This window comes from Achromobacter sp. ACM01, assembly GCF_014851745.1.
GTDB lineage: Bacteria > Pseudomonadota > Gammaproteobacteria > Burkholderiales > Burkholderiaceae_B > Achromobacter > Achromobacter aegrifaciens.
The window spans coordinates 357,330-374,503 of sequence record NZ_JACVAF010000002.1 but is presented as its reverse complement, the minus strand read 5'-3'; the positions used below and the strand labels follow the sequence as shown (position 1 = coordinate 374,503).

The 17,174-nt window shown below is 65.5% G+C and carries 20 protein-coding genes; 18 read left to right on the top strand and 2 right to left on the bottom strand.

What is annotated here, in order from left to right; genetic code table 11:
• Positions 1–27 precede the first annotated feature (27 nt).
• Entirely contained in the window at positions 28–765 is a 738-nt protein-coding gene (locus IB268_RS10165) for an IclR family transcriptional regulator (RefSeq protein ID WP_054456704.1), read from the bottom strand.
• Between the two features lie 142 nt (positions 766–907).
• On the opposite strand from IB268_RS10165, the gene IB268_RS10160 reads away from it, so the two are divergent.
• The 7 genes from IB268_RS10160 (at position 908) to IB268_RS10130 (ending at position 6,173) form a co-directional block, all read left to right on the top strand.
• Positions 908–1,285: a flagellar protein FlaG gene (locus IB268_RS10160; RefSeq protein WP_054456703.1), complete on the top strand. Its 378-nt coding sequence runs from the start codon at positions 908–910 to the stop codon at positions 1,283–1,285.
• Positions 1,286–1,429: 144 nt separating this feature from the next.
• Positions 1,430–2,803 carry a flagellar filament capping protein FliD gene (gene fliD / locus IB268_RS10155; protein ID WP_192354188.1) on the top strand — a complete coding sequence of 458 codons (1,374 nt, stop codon included), beginning with the start codon at positions 1,430–1,432 and terminating at the stop codon, positions 2,801–2,803.
• Positions 2,804–2,821: 18 nt separating this feature from the next.
• A complete protein-coding gene (gene fliS, locus IB268_RS10150; RefSeq protein WP_192354187.1) occupies positions 2,822–3,259 on the top strand; it encodes a flagellar export chaperone FliS in 438 nt (145 codons plus the stop codon).
• Positions 3,260–3,292: 33 nt separating this feature from the next.
• Complete coding sequence (locus IB268_RS10145; protein WP_192354186.1) at positions 3,293–3,649, top strand: flagellar protein FliT; 357 nt, start codon at positions 3,293–3,295, stop codon at positions 3,647–3,649.
• Positions 3,646–5,028, top strand: coding sequence for a flagellar hook-length control protein FliK (locus tag IB268_RS10140; RefSeq protein ID WP_192354185.1), 1,383 nt, complete (start codon positions 3,646–3,648; stop codon positions 5,026–5,028). The genes IB268_RS10145 and IB268_RS10140 overlap by 4 nt, the downstream gene beginning before the upstream one ends.
• Positions 5,028–5,345, top strand: a complete 318-nt coding sequence (locus IB268_RS10135; protein ID WP_054456698.1) for an EscU/YscU/HrcU family type III secretion system export apparatus switch protein — start codon at positions 5,028–5,030, stop codon at positions 5,343–5,345. The genes IB268_RS10140 and IB268_RS10135 overlap by 1 nt, the downstream gene beginning before the upstream one ends.
• A gap of 24 nt (positions 5,346–5,369) precedes the next feature.
• Positions 5,370–6,173, top strand: coding sequence for a flagellar brake protein (locus IB268_RS10130; protein WP_054456697.1), 804 nt, complete (start codon positions 5,370–5,372; stop codon positions 6,171–6,173).
• 91 nt (positions 6,174–6,264) lie between these two features.
• Here IB268_RS10130 and fliE read toward each other — a convergent pair whose 3' ends face one another.
• A complete protein-coding gene (gene fliE / locus IB268_RS10125) occupies positions 6,265–6,597 on the bottom strand; it encodes a flagellar hook-basal body complex protein FliE (RefSeq protein ID WP_054456696.1) in 333 nt (110 codons plus the stop codon).
• Positions 6,598–6,928: 331 nt separating this feature from the next.
• Here fliE and fliF point away from each other — a divergent pair, with 331 nt between their 5' ends.
• The 11 genes from fliF to fliP all read left to right on the top strand — a co-directional run bounded on the left by fliF (position 6,929) and on the right by fliP (position 17,169).
• Positions 6,929–8,590: a flagellar basal-body MS-ring/collar protein FliF gene (fliF, locus tag IB268_RS10120; protein ID WP_125470854.1), complete on the top strand. Its 1,662-nt coding sequence runs from the start codon at positions 6,929–6,931 to the stop codon at positions 8,588–8,590.
• Complete coding sequence (gene fliG, locus IB268_RS10115) at positions 8,580–9,590, top strand: flagellar motor switch protein FliG (RefSeq protein ID WP_054456694.1); 1,011 nt, start codon at positions 8,580–8,582, stop codon at positions 9,588–9,590. The genes fliF and fliG overlap by 11 nt, the downstream gene beginning before the upstream one ends.
• Positions 9,583–10,326, top strand: a complete 744-nt coding sequence (gene fliH, locus IB268_RS10110) for a flagellar assembly protein FliH (RefSeq protein WP_054456693.1) — start codon at positions 9,583–9,585, stop codon at positions 10,324–10,326. The genes fliG and fliH overlap by 8 nt, the downstream gene beginning before the upstream one ends.
• Positions 10,323–11,813, top strand: a complete 1,491-nt coding sequence (gene fliI / locus IB268_RS10105; RefSeq protein ID WP_175163448.1) for a flagellar protein export ATPase FliI — start codon at positions 10,323–10,325, stop codon at positions 11,811–11,813. Before fliH ends, fliI begins: the two co-directional genes overlap by 4 nt.
• Complete coding sequence (fliJ, locus tag IB268_RS10100) at positions 11,806–12,255, top strand: flagellar export protein FliJ (RefSeq protein WP_054456691.1); 450 nt, start codon at positions 11,806–11,808, stop codon at positions 12,253–12,255. The genes fliI and fliJ overlap by 8 nt, the downstream gene beginning before the upstream one ends.
• Before the next feature lie 24 nt (positions 12,256–12,279).
• The gene (locus tag IB268_RS10095; RefSeq protein ID WP_119452078.1) at positions 12,280–13,674 is read left to right on the top strand and encodes a flagellar hook-length control protein FliK; all 1,395 of its coding nucleotides are present in this window, start codon (positions 12,280–12,282) and stop codon (positions 13,672–13,674) included.
• Positions 13,675–13,844: 170 nt separating this feature from the next.
• Entirely contained in the window at positions 13,845–14,471 is a 627-nt protein-coding gene (fliL, locus tag IB268_RS10090) for a flagellar basal body-associated protein FliL (RefSeq protein WP_054456689.1), read from the top strand.
• A 2-nt stretch (positions 14,472–14,473) separates the two neighbouring features.
• Complete coding sequence (gene fliM, locus IB268_RS10085; protein ID WP_119452079.1) at positions 14,474–15,481, top strand: flagellar motor switch protein FliM; 1,008 nt, start codon at positions 14,474–14,476, stop codon at positions 15,479–15,481.
• On the top strand, positions 15,474–16,016 hold the full coding sequence (fliN, locus tag IB268_RS10080; protein ID WP_192354184.1) for a flagellar motor switch protein FliN: 543 nt from the start codon (positions 15,474–15,476) through the stop codon (positions 16,014–16,016). Before fliM ends, fliN begins: the two co-directional genes overlap by 8 nt.
• A gap of 10 nt (positions 16,017–16,026) precedes the next feature.
• Positions 16,027–16,350 (top strand): flagellar biosynthetic protein FliO, encoded by a 324-nt coding sequence (gene fliO / locus IB268_RS10075; RefSeq protein ID WP_192354183.1) that lies wholly within the window; start codon positions 16,027–16,029, stop codon positions 16,348–16,350.
• A gap of 27 nt (positions 16,351–16,377) precedes the next feature.
• Positions 16,378–17,169, top strand: a complete 792-nt coding sequence (gene fliP / locus IB268_RS10070; protein WP_166738293.1) for a flagellar type III secretion system pore protein FliP — start codon at positions 16,378–16,380, stop codon at positions 17,167–17,169.
• Positions 17,170–17,174: the final 5 nt, after the last annotated feature.

Sequence of the window (17,174 nt, the reverse complement as noted above, 5' to 3'; positions counted from 1 at the left end):
CGTTCGATAGGCGCCCAGGCCTGCCCGTCAGGCCTGCTGCTCCAGCGCGGTGCAGGCCGAGCGCAGGATGCGCGCGTAGGCCTCCTGCTGCGGCTCGATCCGGTAGATCGGCCCGCCCACCGAAATCGCGTAGTGTTCGCCGGACAGCGTAACGGGCCAGGCGATGGCGCCCACGTCCGCAATGGACTCGCCGCTGTTCATGAACCAGCCGCGCTGGCGCGACAGCTCCAGGTCCGCCAGCAGCGCCTCGCGCGTCACCAGGGTGCGCTCGTTGTGGCGGGTCATGGTCATATCCGCGAGCATGGCGTCGCGGGCCGGTGTGTCCAACAGGGACAGCAGCGCCTTTCCGAGCGAATTTGCGTGAACGTCCTTGAATTCACCCGCAACCGGCGCGTATCTGATCGTATGCGGGGAATCCAGCACATCCAGGTAGACCACCCGGCCGTCCTGGCTCAGCTTGGCGAAAACAATCGTTTCGCGGGTGGCGTCCCTTAATTCGGTAAGGCTGGGATAGACCCGGTCCAGCACCGGATCGGCGCGGGCGATGCGCTGCGCCATGGCCAATAGCCTGCCGGTCGGGTAGTAGCCCTGGCGCCGGCCGGTTTCATACAGATAACCGAGGCCGGTCAGGGTGCGGATCAGGGCCAGGCAGCTGGACACCGGCACATCCAGCAACCGGGCCAGTTCCGATAGCGGCAGCGCGCGCTTTTCGCGGGCATAGGTTTCGATGATTTCGATAACTCGCAGCGCCGTCTTGACACTCATTACCTGGTCCGAACTGTTTAGCACGTGAAACATCTGGCTCGCCGGCGGCTAAAGTTCCCTGCGGGCCTGCCGTAATGGTAGCTGAGAATTCCCTGAAAACAGCGCGTTCCTCCGAGACGCCCACATCGCCGTTGGAGTGATCATGGCCGTAACCCCCCTAGCCCCCGCATCGTTTGCACCAGCGCCGGTCGCGGCCGCGCCGGTTGCGCCGGACCCATCCGTGAGTGTGGCGCCCGCAGCTGCCGCAACGAACAGCGGAGCTTCAGACAGCGCGACATCGGATCAGTCCGATTCGCAAAAGCTTCCCCTGGACAAGGCTTTGGACGAAATCAACGACCAGATGAAGGCCTGGTCCACGCAGCTCCAGTTCGAAATCGACCCCAATGTGCATCAGGTAGTGGTATCGGTGATCGACGCGGAATCAGGCGACGTCATACGCACGATCCCCAGCGAAACCCTGCTGAAAATCGCCAAAATGATCGTGAACATGCAAGGAAACGGCATCAAGACCACAGCCTGATTCGACCCTGATTCCATGCGCCGTCCGCCGCCATCGAGCGTACCCGCCATGGAAGCGTCGAATTAGGCCCGCCTAATGCCCTTACCCGGCCAATCGCCGCCACCGTATTTTTGACAGAATCGCATCGCTAGGAAGGAATTTCACATGGCCTCTATCACCAACCTCGGCTCGACCACCGGCTTGCCCCTCGAAAAGATCCTGACCGATCTCCAGGCGGCCGAGGAAAAGAAGCTCGTCCCCTATCAGAATCGCCAAGCCAGCTACCAAGCTCGCGTCAGCGCCTACGGTCAGATTCAGAGTGCAGTCGAAGCACTGCAGAAAGCCGCCGCAGCGCTGGGCAAGTCGTCCACGCTGGACGCGGTGAAGCCCACCGTGGTCGGCGACGGAGTGACCGCTACCATCGGCGAAGACGGCGCCACGATGGGTGAATACGCCATAAATGTAAAGAGTCTGGCCACGGCGCAGACCCTGCAATCCGGCCTTGTCCTCGATCGCAAAGGCTCCAATGGCGCTTCCGGGTCTTTCGAAATCGAACTCACCAACGGCGAGAAGCGCACGATCGACCTGAAGGACGACACGTCCCTGAATGGCATCGCAAAAGCCATCAATAGCGATGACAAGGCCGGCGTTCGGGCGACGATCATCACAAATGACACAGGCAGCTACCTGATGCTCAGCGCCAAGGACACAGGCGTCCAGGCATCGGTGAAGTCCATCACCGTAACGGGCAGTCCTGCGCTGGAGAATATCCTCAGCTACAACTCGGGCTCCGGAACCCAACTGACGCAACGCACTGCAGCTACCGACGCGGAAGTCGAGATCAATGGCATTACCGTCAAGAGCGGCAGCAACACCATTTCGGACGCAATTGACGGCGTCAAGCTGAACCTCACCGCCACAACACCAGCCGGTAAACCGGTCACCCTGAAGCTCGAAGGTGACACCAGTGTAGCCAGCAAAGCTGTCCAAGAATTCGTCAGCGCGTACAACGCGCTGCAAAGCACGATCACAAAGCTGACAGCTTTCGACGTCACGGCACAAACAAACCAGGCCCTAACCGGGGATAGCACGACGCGCGGCATCCAGTCGGCCATGTCCAGCGCCCTGCAAGTCATCACGGACGAAGGTTCGCTACGCTCGCTGGCCGACCTCGGTATCTCCCTGGATGCCAAGACCGGCCTCCTGAAGCTGGACCAGACGGAACTGGACAAGGCATTGACATCCAACCCGGCGGACGTCAAGCGCATCATGACCTCATCCGACGGTCTCGCCGCTAAGTTTGAAGCCGCCTCCAAGGGCATCCTCGGCACCAATGGCTCCATCAAGATCAGCCAGGATGGCTTAACCGAGTCCATCAACGACGTAAAAGAGCAAATCGACCGCGCCAAGGCGGCCAGCGCGGCTTCGATGGCAGCACTGCGCGCCCAATTCGTCGCTTTGGACAAGTTCGTGTCGCAACAGACAGTCACGGCCAACTATCTGACCCAGCAATTCGCGGCCATGAGCAAGTCCAAGTAACTTATAGAAGACGTATTAATGACTTACGCCGCCCGACGTCCGACCGGATCTCACTCCGTACGTTCCTACACCGATATCGGTCTGGAAACCCAAATCCTGGGGGCCAGCCCCGAGCGGCTGATTTCCCTGTTGTATATGGGAGCCCGGGCGGCGATCGGGCAAGCACGACTACACCTTCAGGAAGGCAGAACCACGGAACGAGGAGCTGCCCTCTCGAAGGCCATCAAGATCGTAGACGAAGGCCTGAAGACCGGGCTGAACATGGAGGCCGGCGGCGAAATCGCCGCGAACCTCGCACGTCTGTACGACTACATCATCCGCACGCTACTGATGGCAAACCTCAAAGCAGACGCGGAAGCGCTCGAAACGGCGGATCGCCTCCTAGCCGATCTGGCCGAGGCTTGGCAAACATCCATTGATCGCCCAATCGGGGGCAACCTTGACGGCATCGCATAAGCCCCAGCCAGCCATCGAATGCCCGAGATTTCCATGACGTCCACGACCCAGTACACCTCCCCTATCCTGGAACACTACCAGGAGATCGCTCTCATCACGGGAGAAATGCTAACAGCCGCGCAGGCGGGCGACTGGGACGGAGCGATGGTCCATGGACAGCAATACTGCGAACTTGTGGAGCGCCTACGACAGAACGAGAAAATGGCCCCACTGGACGAAGCCGGCCGCGCCATGAAATACGACCTGCTCGTGCGCATCCTGGAAAACGACGCGCTCACCCGGGACCTGGCGCTGCCGCAGCTGGCCCGTCTGGGCGACCTTCTGGGACGCATGAAGCGCCAGCAGACCCTGCTGTCCGCCTACGGTTACCAGCAGGCGCCTGAAGAATGAGCGTAGGTCCCGCCGCACTCGGCAATGTCCTGGTGCAGCGGCTGGACGCCGTGCTGGGCACGACGATGTCCGCCGCCAGCGCCAATCAGGTATCCGGCGCCCGCCCCGACGCAGTCAGCCAGCCCGGCAGCCTGGAAAAGCCCGGCGCCTCGGATGGATCAACACGCGACCCGCGGCAAGGCATACAGCCCGGCGGCGCCCGCGGCGACCGTCCGAATACTGTCGTCGACCCCAAAACCGCTGCAGCGCTGGCGCTGGCCGCCCGCGGCCTGGTGACCAGCAGCGACACCACCGCCTCGGCCCCGACCACGCTGGGCACGACGGCGCGTACGATTCTTGCCTTGCTCGCCCAATTCCCAGAGGCCGCACCTGCGGTCCAGGGCCGTGCGCCCTTATGGACCGCGCATGCGCAGCCGGGCCAATCCGGCGGTGGCGCTAGCGCCGGCCCCATGCCGGCAGCGCAAGCAGGCCAACAAACGGCACAGGCCACTGCGCAAGCATCCCAGCCATTGCCTGGCCAAACGCCGGCGCCGGCCCTTCCCCAGCAAGCCGGCGCGCTCGCGGCTTCGGCCGCGGCGGCGCTTGACGGCGACACTCCGGCAACCGGTGCAACACAGGACCGGCCGGCCGGACCGGGCGTCAATCCCAGTGCCGCCAAAGGACCCGACGCTGCCGCGCATGTCGCCCTGGCGGCTGGCGGACCTTCGGCGCGCGCGCTGGGACAGGCTCTGCGTCAGGCGCTCCAAGGCAGCGGCCTGTTTTACGAGTCCCATCTGACGGACATGGTCTTCGGCCGCGCCAACCCCGAGCAATTGCGCAACGAGCCGCAGGCGGTGCTCGGCAAGAATCCGCCCGCGCAGGATGCCGCGCCTTCGCGGCCGCGGGCGGGCGCAGCCCCCAACGGCCGCACTGGCGTCGACGCCACACCCGGCGGCGCAGGCTCCGCCAGCTCGCCCGCCTCCGGCACGCCTGCTCCCGGCACGCCCATCACCGGCATACACCAGGACCTGACCGTACTCGTTCGCCAACAACTGGACGTGCTGGCCAACCAGACGCTGACCTGGCAAGGTGAAGCCTGGCCCGGCACGCCCATGGAATGGGAAGTCGAGCGCGACCCATACGGCGGCGACCCGGACTCCGCAGTTTCCACCTGGGCCACGCGCCTGAAGCTGGACCTGCCCCGCCTGGGCCTGGTCGATGCCCGACTGAATCTGGCCGGCGATCAGATCGTCCTGCAACTCATTGCGCCGCACAGCGCGGCCGAGATCAATGACTCCTCGGACACGCTGCGTTCGCGCCTGCTGGCCGCGGGCCTGACCTTGAGCAATCTGACGGTGAGCGTGGTCGAACCGCGCGCCGATATTCCCGCCGATATCTGATGAGCCGCCTGCCCCCCCATCCGGAATCGGATCCGAACGCCGGCCGCAACGCGGCGGTAGCCATTTCGTACGAAGAAAAGGACGGCGCTCCGCGCGTCGTCGCCAAGGGCTACGGCCAGTTGGCGGACACCATCGTCCGGGCCGCGCAGGAAAACGGCCTCTACGTCCACGAGTCGCGAGAACTGGTCGGCCTGCTGATGCAGGTGGACCTGGACGCACATATTCCTCCCCAACTCTATGTAGCGGTGGCAGAATTGCTGGCCTGGCTCTACCGCCTGGAATCGCGCGAGTTCCCCGAACCCGCTACGCCCGCCTGACCCTATTACCTGAGGAAGACCAAAGTGTTGGATGCCAGCGATCCGGAGTTCCTGCTGACCCGGCCTGACGAGATGCGTTCGGCCCTGTTCGAGCTGACGCACCCTGACAGCCACATCCTGGTGCGCGACGCCGCGGACCGGGAGATGGCCGTGCTGATCCTCGGCGTGGACAAGCAGGCGGGCGAGTTCTTCTGGAGGCCCCGCGATTACGCCGGGGCAGACTTCGAGCAGTCCGACTCCATGGGCTTGCTGAGCGGCACCACCTTCCACTTCCATGCCACCGCCTACGGCGGCGTGCAGATCCGCTTTCGTGTGCAGCGCCCCCAGATCATTCATTTCGACGACGGCAGCGCCGCGCTGGTATCGCCGTTTCCAGAACGCCTGGCCCGTATCCAGCGCCGCAAGATGTTCCGCGCGTCCCTGATCGCGGCCGCCAATGTATGCCGCGCCAGTTGGCAAGCCACCCTCAACGACAAGCCCTATTCGTTCACGATACGCGACATCTCGGTGGACGGCGTAGGCCTGCGTGCCGGGCTGGCGGTTCCCGCCCTGCCGGAGCGCGGTACCGTGATGGAAAACGTGCAACTGGATTTTGGCGACCATGGCAAGCTCAACGCCAGCCTGGAAGTGCGCAATGTATATCCCGTCTCGGGGCAACCCATGGTTTCGTCCGCCAATCCGGACGAACCGCCGGCCAAGCACGTTTCGCTGACTGGCGAGCCGCCGGTCAGCCATCTGGGGGCCATCTTCCTGAATCTCGATGCGCGCCAGGAAAACTGGCTGCAGCAGGTGGTCTGGCGCCTGGAAAGAGGCGCCCAGCGCAATTGATGGATAGACGCGGGGCCATGCGCTGCAAGCGCCTCGCCTGATGCCTGCTGCGCTTGCGGTGTATATGCAAGCGCAGTTCCCGCGATGGGACTCAGACCGCCATCGAAGAAATTTCCTTGTAAGCCGCAACCAGCTTGTTGCGCACCTGCACCGCCGTCTGGAAGCCAATACTGGCCTTCTGCATGTCGATCATGACGTCGTTGAGGGAAATATCGGGAGCCCCCAGCTCGAACGCCTTGGCCTGGGCCGTGGCGGCGTTCTGGGCGGAAGTGACGCGACGGATGGAACGTTGCAGTTCCGCGGCGAAGCCATCCGGCTGACCGACCATTTCACCCGCGCTGAGGTTACCGGTCTCCGCCTTGCTCACTACCGCGCGCATCTGCTGGAGCATGCTTTCGATGCCGGACAAGCCTGATACAGCCATTACCTGATTTCCTTGCTGTTTGGGATTACACCAATAGTGCGCCCAGCGTAACGCCAACCCCGCCGGTTCATAGCTGACAAGAACCGCCAAAAAACCCGACATTTCCACGAATGCAGCCGCTTGCAGCCGGGGCGGCGGCGGCTCGGTTCGCCTTGTCGGGGACATAGGAGATAAGTAACGCCAAAAACCGGCTGTTTTCAACGATTGGGATGGACGTCTCAGGGGCAATAATCCACGCTCTCCCCAGACCAGAAGCACGTTGCATGTGTAATCTGCCCTACCCAGACATGAAGTCCCAATTCCAGCTCCGCGTGGCCAGCGGGGGCCGCCAATGAACCAGCAGGCCACCCTGAGTTCGTCGCTGTTGACGAAGTTCCCCGTGCTGGAGAAGGTGCGCGCACTGCCCAAGCCTGTCCTGCTGGGCGCGGCGGCGGCTCTCGTCGCGGTCATCGTCGCCGTGGCGATGTGGAGCAGCGAACCCAAATACAAGGTGCTCTTCTCGAACCTGGACGACCGCGACGGCGGCGCCATCGTGGCAGCGCTCGGGACCATGAACGTGCCCTACCGCTATAACGAAACCGGCACCGCCGTGCTGGTTCCGGCCGACCGCGTGTACGACGCGCGTCTGCAATTGGCGTCCCAGGGATTGCCGCGCGGCGGCTCCGTCGGTTTCGAACTGATGGACAACGCCCGCTTCGGCGCCAGCCAGTTCACGGAACAGATCAACTACCAGCGCGGCCTGGAAGGCGAGCTGGCGCGTTCGATCGAAGCCATGCACACCGTGCAGCACGCCCGCGTGCACCTGGCCATGCCGCGCCAGTCTCTCTTCGTGCGCGAACGCCAGGCGCCCACCGCCTCGGTGCTGCTGAACATGCATCCGGGACGCAGCCTGAGCGACGCCCAGGTCTCCGCGATTTCCTGGCTGGTGGCCTCGAGCGTCCCCGAACTCACCGCCGAGAACGTATCCATCGTGGACCAGAACGGCCGCCTGCTGTCGGCGCCGATGGGCGAAGGCCGCGGCATGGACGCCGACCAAATGCGCTTCGTGCGCGAAATGGAACAGCGCACGGTCGAACGCATCCTCACCATCCTCAATCCGCTGGTTGGTCCCGGCAACGTGCACGCCCAGGCCAGCGCCGACGTCGACTTCGCCCGCCGCGAAGAAACGTCCGAGGTCTACCGCCCGAACCAGGAGCCCGGCCAGGCCGCCGTGCGCAGCCAGCAAACCAGCGACTCGACCCAGCGCGGCATCAACCCCGCGCAAGGCGTGCCCGGCGCGCTGTCGAACCAGGCGCCGGCCAACCCCCAGGCCCCCATCGCCAACCCGCCGCAACCCCAGCCGCCCCGCCCCGGCCAGCCGCAGCAACCGGCCAACGCCCAGCAGCAGACCAGCACGCAAGCGGCCACCGGCAACCTCAACGAACGCCGCGACGCCACCACCAACTACGAAGTGGATCGCACGATCAGCCACATCAAGCAGCCGGTAGGCAACCTCAAGCGCCTGTCGGTGGCCGTGGTGGTCAACTACATGCGCGACAAAGACGGCGAACTGCAGCCCCTGCCGGCCGAAGAGCTGAACAAGCTGACCAACCTCGTGCGCGAAGCCATGGGCTACTCCGAGACCCGTGGCGACTCGCTCAACCTGGTCAACAGTCAGTTCAACGATGGCCCGCCGCCGGTGCCGATGTGGCGCGATCCGGAAATGATCTCGCTGTTCAAGACAATCCTGGCCTGGCTGGTCGGTGGCGTGCTGGCACTGTGGCTGTATCGCCTGCTGCGCCGCACGGTGGGCGACTACCTCTACCCGCCGGTCGATCCGGAACAGGCTGAAGCCGAACGCATCGAAGCTGCACGCGAGGCCCAGGACGCGGCCCGCGCCAAGGAAGTGGACCGCTACCAAGACAACCTGGAACGCGCCCGCACGATGGCCAACAAGGATCCGCGCGCCGTCGCGATGGTTCTGCGCACCTGGATGAATAAAGATGAAAAATGATTCCACCCCGCTGGACGGCATGACGCGCAGCGCCGTACTGATGATGTCGCTGGGCGAAGATGCGGCGGCCGAGGTCTTCAAATACCTCGGCGCCCGTGAAGTCCAGCAGGTCGGCGCCGCCATGGCCAGCCTGAAACAGGTCACGCGCAGCGACGTTGCAGTGGTACTGGAAGAGTTCCGCCAGGAGGCCGACCAATTCATGGCCGTCACGCTGGGCTCGGACGACTACATCCGCACCGTGTTGACCAAGGCACTGGGCAGCGACCGCGCAGCCGGCCTGATCGAAGACATCCTGGAAGCCGGCGAAGGCGGCAGCGGCATCGATGCGCTGAACTGGCTGGATCCGAACACCGTGGCCGAACTTATCGGCGACGAACACCCGCAGATCATCGCGACCATCCTGGTGCACCTGGAGCGCGACCGCGCCGCCGGCGTACTGGCGCTCCTGACGGACCGCCTGCGCAACGACGTGATGCTGCGTATCGCCACGTTCGGCGGCGTGCAGCCCGCAGCGCTGTCCGAGCTCACGGAAGTCCTGAATTCGGTCCTGGCCGGCCAGGGCGCAAAGCGCAGCAAGATGGGCGGCGTGCGCACCGCGGCCGAGATCCTGAACATGATGAACTCGACCCAGGAAGAAACCGTGGTCGCCAGCCTGCGCGAGCGCGACAACGATCTGGCACAGAAGATCATCGACGAGATGTTTGTCTTCGACAACCTGCTCGACGTCGAGGATCGCGCCATCCAGCTCATCCTCAAGGAAATCGACAACGACACGCTCATGGTTGCGCTCAAGGGCGCGCCGGAAGAGCTGCGCGCCAAGTTCCTGCGCAATATGTCCAGCCGCGCGGCCGAAATGCTGCGCGAAGACCTGGACGCGCAAGGTCCGATCCGCATGTCCAAGGTCGAGACCGAGCAGAAGAAGATCCTGCAGATCGCGCGTCGCCTGGCCGAAAGCGGCCAGATCGTCCTGGGAAACCAGGGAGACGACACCTATGTCTGAGGTGGACAGCGGCGCCACGACGCTCATCTCGCGCAGCGCCGCCTGGCGGCGCTGGCAGATGCTGTCGTTCGACGAGCCCGCGGTCGTCGAGGCGGAGCCGGAACCCGAACCCGACCCGGGACCGGATCCCGAAGTGGTGATGGCCCAGCTGCGCGCCCAGGCGCTTGTCGAAGGCCGCGAGGAAGGCCACGCGCAGGGCCATGCCGCCGGCCTGGAAGTTGGCCAACAGGCTGGCTACGAAGCCGGCCTGGCCGCCGGCCGCGAACAAGGCTACGCAGAAGGTCTCGTCCAGGCGCGTGAACAGGGCGCCGCGGAAGCACAGCGCCTGCATGCGCTGGTCGAAGCCTGCGCCGCTTCCCTCGGCTCGCTCGAAGAAAAAATGGGCCAGGGCCTGCTGACCCTCGCCCTGGACATCGCCCAGCAGGTAGTGCGCACCACGCTCGCAGACCAGCCGGAAACCGTTATCAACGCGGTGCGGGAAGTGCTGCACATCAACCCCACCGCCGGTGGCCAGATGCGCCTGTGGGCCAACCCCGAAGACATCGAACTGATCCGCCTGCATCTGGCGGATGAGCTCAAGGAAGGCCACTGGCGCGTCCTGGCCGACGAGTCCATCTCGCGCGGAGGCTGCCGCGCCGAAACGCCCTTTGGTGACATCGACGCCACCTTGCAGACGCGCTGGCGCCGGGTCGCGGCCTCCTTGGGCCGCAACGTATCCTGGGAGGAACCGGTGTGAGCGCCAATCCGGCCTCCCTCCAGCCAGGCCAACCGGCCGCGCCCGCTACTACGGTTCCGGTCATCGACCGCTGGCAGACCCAACTGCAAATCGGCTCCATCCGCGCGGGCTCGACCGATCCGTGGCTCGTCAGCGGCAAGATCACGCGCGCCACAGGTCTGGTGCTGCACGCGACCGGCCTGCGTCTGCCCGTCGGAGCAGCCGCCCGCATCGAAATCGCTCGCGGCCACGACCACTGGGCGGATGCCGAAGTCGTGGGTTTCGACGGCCACACGCTCTACCTGATGCCGCAGGCCGATATCTCGGGCCTGCCGCCCGGCGCGCGCGTCGTCCCTGGCGAGCCCCCCGTGCAACGCCAGATCCCCCTGCCGCGCAAGGCCGAACTGAACGGCAACGCCAAGCCGCAGCTGGGCCGCCACCTGCCGGTGGGCAACGCCTTGCTGGGCCGGGTACTGGACGGCGCCGGCCGCCCGCTGGACGGACTGGGCCCGCTCACGGGCGCCGAACTGGCCCCCCTGTCCGCCCAACCGATCAACCCGCTATCCCGCGCCCCCATCGATACGGTGCTCGACACCGGCGTGCGCGCCATCAATGGCCTGCTCACCGTCGGCCGCGGACAGCGCATGGGCCTGTTCGCAGGGTCTGGCGTCGGCAAGAGCGTACTGCTCGGCATGATGGCCCGTTACACCAAGGCCGACGTCATCGTCGTCGGCCTTATCGGCGAACGTGGCCGCGAAGTCAAGGAATTCATCGAACACAACCTGGGCCCGGAGGGCCTGGCGCGCTCCGTCGTGGTGGCCGCGCCGGCGGACGTGTCGGCGTTGCTGCGCCTGCAAGGCGCCGCCTACGCCACGCGTCTGGCCGAACACTTCCGCGATCAGGGCCTGGACGTGCTCCTGATCATGGATTCGCTGACCCGCTACGCCATGGCGCAGCGCGAGATTGCGCTGGCCATCGGCGAGCCGCCGGCAACCAAGGGCTATCCACCCTCGGTCTTCGCCAAGCTGCCGACGCTGGTCGAGCGCGCCGGCATGGGCGCGCCTGGACCATCCGGCAAGGCCGGCTCGATCACCGCCTTCTACACCGTGCTGGCCGAAGGCGACGACCAGCAGGATCCGATCGCCGATTCGGCTCGCGCCATCCTGGATGGCCACGTCGTGCTGTCGCGCCACCTGGCCGAAGCAGGCCATTACCCGGCCATCGACATCGAAGCGTCGATCTCGCGCGCCATGACTTCGCTGATCACGCCCGAGCAGTTCGCCGTGGTGCGCCGCTTCAAGCAAAGCCTGTCGCGCTACCAGCGCAACCGCGATCTGATCGCGGTGGGCGCCTACGCTGCCGGCAACGATCCGCAGCTGGACGAGGCCATCGCCCGCTATCCACGCCTGGAAGCCTTCCTGCAACAAGACATCGGCGAAAACGTCGGCTATGAAGCCGCCGTCAGCCAATTGCGCGCCAGTTTCGAATTGAGGGACGCTTATGCCTAGCCAATTGCCTTTGGACATGCTGATCAACCTGGCCAAAGAGAGCACGGACGAAGCCGCCCGCCTCCTCGGCAGGCTCAGCGCCGAACGCACCAACGCCGAACGCCAGCTGTCCATGCTGCACGACTACCGTCAGGACTACCTGGAACGGTTGCAACAGGCAATGACCAGCGGAATGTCCGCCAGCGACTGCCATAACTACCAGCGCTTCATCAGCACGCTGGACGACGCCATCAGCCAACAACAAGGCGTGTTGCGCCAAGCCGACGACAACCTCGCCAAGGGCCGGCTCTACTGGCAACAGGAAAAGCGCAAGCTCAACTCCTACGACGCCCTGGCGCAGCGCGAACTGCGCGCCCAGGCCGTGGTGGAATCCCGCCGCGAACAGCGCGCCAACGATGAATATTCCGCCCGTCTGGTCCAGCGCCAGACCGGCATGCATTAAGCAATACCTAACAGGAAGCCCCAGATGAACGCTCCCCTGCCCCTGCCCTCCATCGCGCCCGCCGCACCCTCGTCGATCGCCGACGCGCTCGGCGCCAAGAGCGCGCCTGTAAACAACAAGAAGGGCCCCAGCTTCTCCGACGTGCTGGCCCAGCAGCGTCCCGCGCAACAACGCCCCAACCAGGCCGCCGACTCGCGCCCCGCGAACAACGGCTCCAAGACGCCGGCTGATGGCAAGACATCCAGCGACCCAGCCGCCCGCGCCGAAGGCGCCGCCGCCGGCGCCATCGACGAGGCGGTGCAAGCCGCCGCGCAGGCCGAGGCAGGCGCACTCGCCGTTGCGGCCGCGCAACCCGCGGTCATACTCCCGCAGCAAGCCCTCGAAATCGCGGCCCAGGCCGCAGAACAAGTGCAGCTCGCGCGCGGCAACGCCACCGCTGCCGCCGCAGCGATGAGCAGCGGCGCCGCCGTTCTGACCGCCGCATTGAATGCCGCCGACGCGGCACCCGCGACGCAGGCGCAGGCCGCTGCCATCGCAGCCTCTGGCGCTGTCGGCCTGACCGCTCCGCAGGCAGAGGCTGCCGCCGCGTTGGCCGCCCGCGAGGCAGAAATCGCCGTACCGGTCGTCACCGCGGCAGCCAAGCCCGGCACTGACGCCGCGGCCGTCGCGCAAACGCCGGTCCGCACCCCGGCCGCTACCGCGCCCGTCAAGGCCGAAACGCCGCGACTCGCTGCGGAGGTCGCGCTGCCCCGTCCCGCGCGCGACGCACGCCCCGCCGCGGACCATGGCACCATGCCAGAACAGACCGACGAGACCCCTGCCCTGGCCAGCGCGCAACAGCAATTCCAGGCACCCCAGCATGGCGCCTCGGCCCAGGACCATCTGGCCCAGGCGCTTGCCGCAGCCGCGCAGCGTCCTGCCACCGCTCCCATTGCAAACCCTGCAGCGGTCGCCGCTCCGGTCGTGCCGGTCGTGCTGCAAGTCGCCACTCCCGTCGGCGGCACCCACTGGGGCACGGAGCTCGGCCAACAGGTCGTCATGATGAGCCACAACGCGCGCCAAGGCATGCAAACTGCCGAACTGCGCCTCGATCCGCCCGATCTCGGCCCGCTGCGCGTCAGCCTGAACCTGTCGGACGGCGTCGCCAGCGCTTCGTTCGTGTCGGCCCACGCCTCGGTACGCCAGGCGATCGAAACCGCCATCCCGCAACTGCAGCAGGCGCTGGCCCAGGCCGGCATCTCGCTGGGCCAGACCAGCGTGGGTGAACAAGCCGCCCAACAGGAGTTCGCGCAACAAGGCGGCAACAGCTCGCAACGCCATGCCGGAGGCGCCCAGACTGGCGCCGAAGCCGTGGCTGAAGCACCGGCTGCGGTAACGGCCCCGCGCAACGCCAACGCGCTGGTGGACACCTTCGCCTGACAAAGCAACGCATCGCTCCCGGCCACGGCTGCGGGCGGTGCAGCAATAGCTTGAGATACGCGGCTTTCGCCCTGTTTTTCGCCTCCAAGCGGAAGCGGCATTTGGGGCAGAATGCTTTCATCCACTAAGAACCCGTTTTCATCAGCGGCAAAACACGCATCGACACCGAGATGGCGACTTCCAAACCTTCACCCATGCCTGCGCGCGGCGCGCCTTCTTCCCGCTCCGGCGGCATGGGCCGTATTCTTCGCCCCTTGCTGGCAATCCTGGTCCTGCTCATCGTTGCCGCGGCCAGCGCCGGCGCAACCTGGTTCATCACCCAACGCATGCAGCCGCAGAACAGCGCAACCGTGCAGCTCGGCGTCGGTCAGGTGCCGGCAGGGCAACCTGGCCAACCCGGTCAGCCCGGCCAACCCGAACAAGGCCCGCAAGCAGCCCCGACCACCTTTGTCGCGCCGCCGGCCAACCCGGTCGCCGTGCCCGCGCCGATCTTCGTGCCGATCGAACCCTTCACCGTCACGCTGCAGAATCCTGATACGGAACGCATCATGCACGTGGGCCTGACGTTGCGCGTCAGCGACGAACAAACCCGCACGCGCCTCGAAAAGTACATGCCTGAAGTGCGCAGCCGCATCCTGATGGTGCTGTCGTCGCAATCGCCCACCGGCGTACAGACTCAGCAAGGCAAGACCGACATGGCCAACGCCATCAAGCAGGCCGTGAATCGCCCCTTCTCGCCCCTGCCGGACGGCCAGTACGTCACCGACGTACTGTACACGGCGTTCGTGGTGCAATAAGCATGGCCTACGAGGCATTTCTTTCGCAGGACGAGGTTGATGCGCTGTTGGCGGGCGTCACCGGCGAAAGCGACAGCAAAGCTAGCGCCACGGACCCGAACGCCGGCGCCCGCGCCTACGACCTGAGTTCGCCCGAGCGCGTCGTACGCCGCCGCATGCAGACGCTGGAGCTCATCAACGAGCGTTTCGCCCGGCAGATGCGCCACGTGCTGCTGAACTTCATGCGCCGCAGCGCGGACATAACCGTAGGTTCGATCAAGATCCAGAAGTACGCGGATTTCGAACGCAACCTGCCCGTGCCGAGCAATCTGAACATGATTCAGATGAAGCCCCTGCGCGGCACGGCCCTCTTCACCTATGACCCGAACCTGGTGTTCCTGGTCATCGACAGCCTGTTCGGCGGCGATGGCCGCTACCACACGCGCGTCGAAGGCCGCGACTTCACCACGACTGAACAGCGCATCATCCGGCGCCTGCTCAACCTGACCCTGGAAAGCTACGGCAAGTCCTGGGATCCCGTCTATCCGATCGAATTCGAGTACGTGCGTTCGGAGATGCACACCAAGTTCGCCAGCATCACCGGCAACAATGAAGTGGTGGTCGTCACCTCGTTCCACATCGAATTCGGCGCGACCGGCGGCGACCTGAACATCTGCCTGCCCTATTCCATGATCGAACCGGTGCGCGATCTGCTGACGCGCCCGCTGCAGGAAACCACGCTCGAAGAAGTGGACCAGCGCTGGGCGCAGCAGCTCTCGCGCCAGGTACGTAGCGCCGACATCGACGTGGTAGCGGAATTTGCCCGCATCCCCTCGTCGATCCGCGAACTGATGAGCCTGAAGGTCGGTGACGTCCTCCCCGTGACCGTACCCGAAACCATAGTCGCCAGCGTCGACGGCGTGCCGCTGATGGAATGCGGCTACGGCGTCTTCAACGGCCAGTACGCCCTGCGCGTACAAAACATGTTTACCCACGATACAGAATCCAACGAGGCCTCTGACCATGACTGACAAGAACGAGCCCGGTACCGGCTCGTCCCCGGCCGACGACTGGGCCGACGCGCTCGCCGAACAATCCCGCGCCAATCCGCCCACCCAGGCCGACGGCCTGAAGCCGCAGGACGACTGGGCCGCCGCCATGGCCGAGCAAACCAGCGCGGCCGCTCCCGCGGCCGCGCCGACCCCTGCCGCGGCGGCACCTGCAGCTCCTGCCGCAGCCGCCCAATCTGCCGCCCAATCCGTATTCAAACCCCTGGCCGGCGCCACCGGCGGCGCGGGCGCGGATATCGACCTGATCATGGACGTACCCGTCCAGCTGACGGTCGAGCTGGGTCGCACCCGCCTGACCATCAAGAACCTGCTCCAGCTGGGTCAGGGCTCCGTGGTCGAGCTGGACGGCCTGGCAGGCGAGCCGATGGACATCTTCGTCAACGGCTACCTGATCGCCCAGGGCGAAGTCGTGGTCGTGGAAGACAAGTACGGCATCCGCCTGACCGACATCATTACGCCGTCCGAGCGGATCAACCGCTTGAACAACCGCCGCTGATCCTGGCGTCATGGACGATACTGCCCTCCTGCGCGTCGTTGCCGGCCTGATCCTGGTCGTGGCCGCCATCCTGGCCTCGGCCTGGCTGGCGCGCCGCGCCGGGCTGACACAACGCGGCGGCGGCAACCTGCTGCGGCAGGTCGCAAACCTGCCCGTCGGTCCGCGCCAGAGCATCGTGGTGGTGGAAGTCGAGAATACCTGGCTGGTGGTGGGCGTCGGCCCGAACCAGCTCAATACCCTGCATACCCTGCCCGCCGGCCAGTTGCCGGAGGCTTCGACCTTGCCCGCGGCCGCCTTCGCGGCCAAGCTGGGCCAGGCGCTCAAGCGCCGCTAGCGCTGCAGCGCCCTCCAAGCGACACCCATGAGTTTGCCCACAAGCACGACACTCGTCCGCGCCCGGCCCGGCGCACTGCACCTGCTCGGCGCCGCCGCCCTGCTGGGCCTCACCCTGTTTCCCGCGGGTGTCGTCGCGCAGGCAACCTTGCCCGCGCTGACCGCCACGCCGGGTCCGAACGGTTCCGAAACCTATTCGCTCAGCATGCAGACCCTGCTGCTGATGACGTCGCTGTCGTTCCTGCCCGCCGCGCTGCTGATGATGACTGGCTTCACCCGCATCATCATCGTGCTGGGCCTGCTGCGCAGCGCCATGGGCACGGCCATGTCGCCGCCCAACCACGTGCTGATCGGCCTGGCGCTGTTTCTGACCTTCTATACGATGTCGCCGGTGTTCGACAAGATCTACACCGACGCCTACAAGCCGCTGTCCGAAGGCTCGATCCAGTTCGAGGCGGCCGTCGAGCGCGCCGCCGCGCCGCTGCGCACCTTCATGCTGCACCAGACGCGCGAGAACGATCTGTCGCTGTTCGCCAACCTGGCCAAGCAGCCGGCGCTGGAAGACCCTACTCAGGTGCCCCTGCGCATCCTGGTGCCTGCGTTCATCACCAGCGAACTCAAGACCGCCTTCCAGATCGGCTTCACCATCTTCATCCCCTTCCTCATCATCGACCTCGTCGTCGCCAGTGTGCTGATGGCGCTGGGCATGATGATGGTTCCTCCGGTGACGGTGGCCCTGCCCTTCAAGCTGATGCTTTTCGTGCTGGCCGACGGCTGGAACCTGCTCATGGGCTCCCTGGCCCAGAGCTTCTACCAATAACGCCT

Bases quoted from the DNA above. Each gene is read 5' to 3' on its own strand.
- IB268_RS10165 (WP_054456704.1), bottom strand. From the start codon at position 765: ATGAGTGTCAAGACGGCGCTGCGAGTTATCGAAATCATCGAAACCTAT.
- IB268_RS10160 (WP_054456703.1), top strand. From the start codon at position 908: ATGGCCGTAACCCCCCTAGCCCCCGCATCGTTTGCACCAGCGCCGGTC.
- fliD (WP_192354188.1), top strand. From the start codon at position 1,430: ATGGCCTCTATCACCAACCTCGGCTCGACCACCGGCTTGCCCCTCGAA.
- fliS (WP_192354187.1), top strand. From the start codon at position 2,822: ATGACTTACGCCGCCCGACGTCCGACCGGATCTCACTCCGTACGTTCC.
- IB268_RS10145 (WP_192354186.1), top strand. From the start codon at position 3,293: ATGACGTCCACGACCCAGTACACCTCCCCTATCCTGGAACACTACCAG.
- IB268_RS10140 (WP_192354185.1), top strand. From the start codon at position 3,646: ATGAGCGTAGGTCCCGCCGCACTCGGCAATGTCCTGGTGCAGCGGCTG.
- IB268_RS10135 (WP_054456698.1), top strand. From the start codon at position 5,028: ATGAGCCGCCTGCCCCCCCATCCGGAATCGGATCCGAACGCCGGCCGC.
- fliE (WP_054456696.1), bottom strand. From the start codon at position 6,597: ATGGCTGTATCAGGCTTGTCCGGCATCGAAAGCATGCTCCAGCAGATG.
- fliF (WP_125470854.1), top strand. From the start codon at position 6,929: ATGAACCAGCAGGCCACCCTGAGTTCGTCGCTGTTGACGAAGTTCCCC.
- fliG (WP_054456694.1), top strand. From the start codon at position 8,580: ATGAAAAATGATTCCACCCCGCTGGACGGCATGACGCGCAGCGCCGTA.
- fliH (WP_054456693.1), top strand. From the start codon at position 9,583: ATGTCTGAGGTGGACAGCGGCGCCACGACGCTCATCTCGCGCAGCGCC.
- fliJ (WP_054456691.1), top strand. From the start codon at position 11,806: ATGCCTAGCCAATTGCCTTTGGACATGCTGATCAACCTGGCCAAAGAG.
- IB268_RS10095 (WP_119452078.1), top strand. From the start codon at position 12,280: ATGAACGCTCCCCTGCCCCTGCCCTCCATCGCGCCCGCCGCACCCTCG.
- fliL (WP_054456689.1), top strand. From the start codon at position 13,845: ATGGCGACTTCCAAACCTTCACCCATGCCTGCGCGCGGCGCGCCTTCT.
- fliM (WP_119452079.1), top strand. From the start codon at position 14,474: ATGGCCTACGAGGCATTTCTTTCGCAGGACGAGGTTGATGCGCTGTTG.
- fliN (WP_192354184.1), top strand. From the start codon at position 15,474: ATGACTGACAAGAACGAGCCCGGTACCGGCTCGTCCCCGGCCGACGAC.
- fliO (WP_192354183.1), top strand. From the start codon at position 16,027: ATGGACGATACTGCCCTCCTGCGCGTCGTTGCCGGCCTGATCCTGGTC.
- fliP (WP_166738293.1), top strand. From the start codon at position 16,378: ATGAGTTTGCCCACAAGCACGACACTCGTCCGCGCCCGGCCCGGCGCA.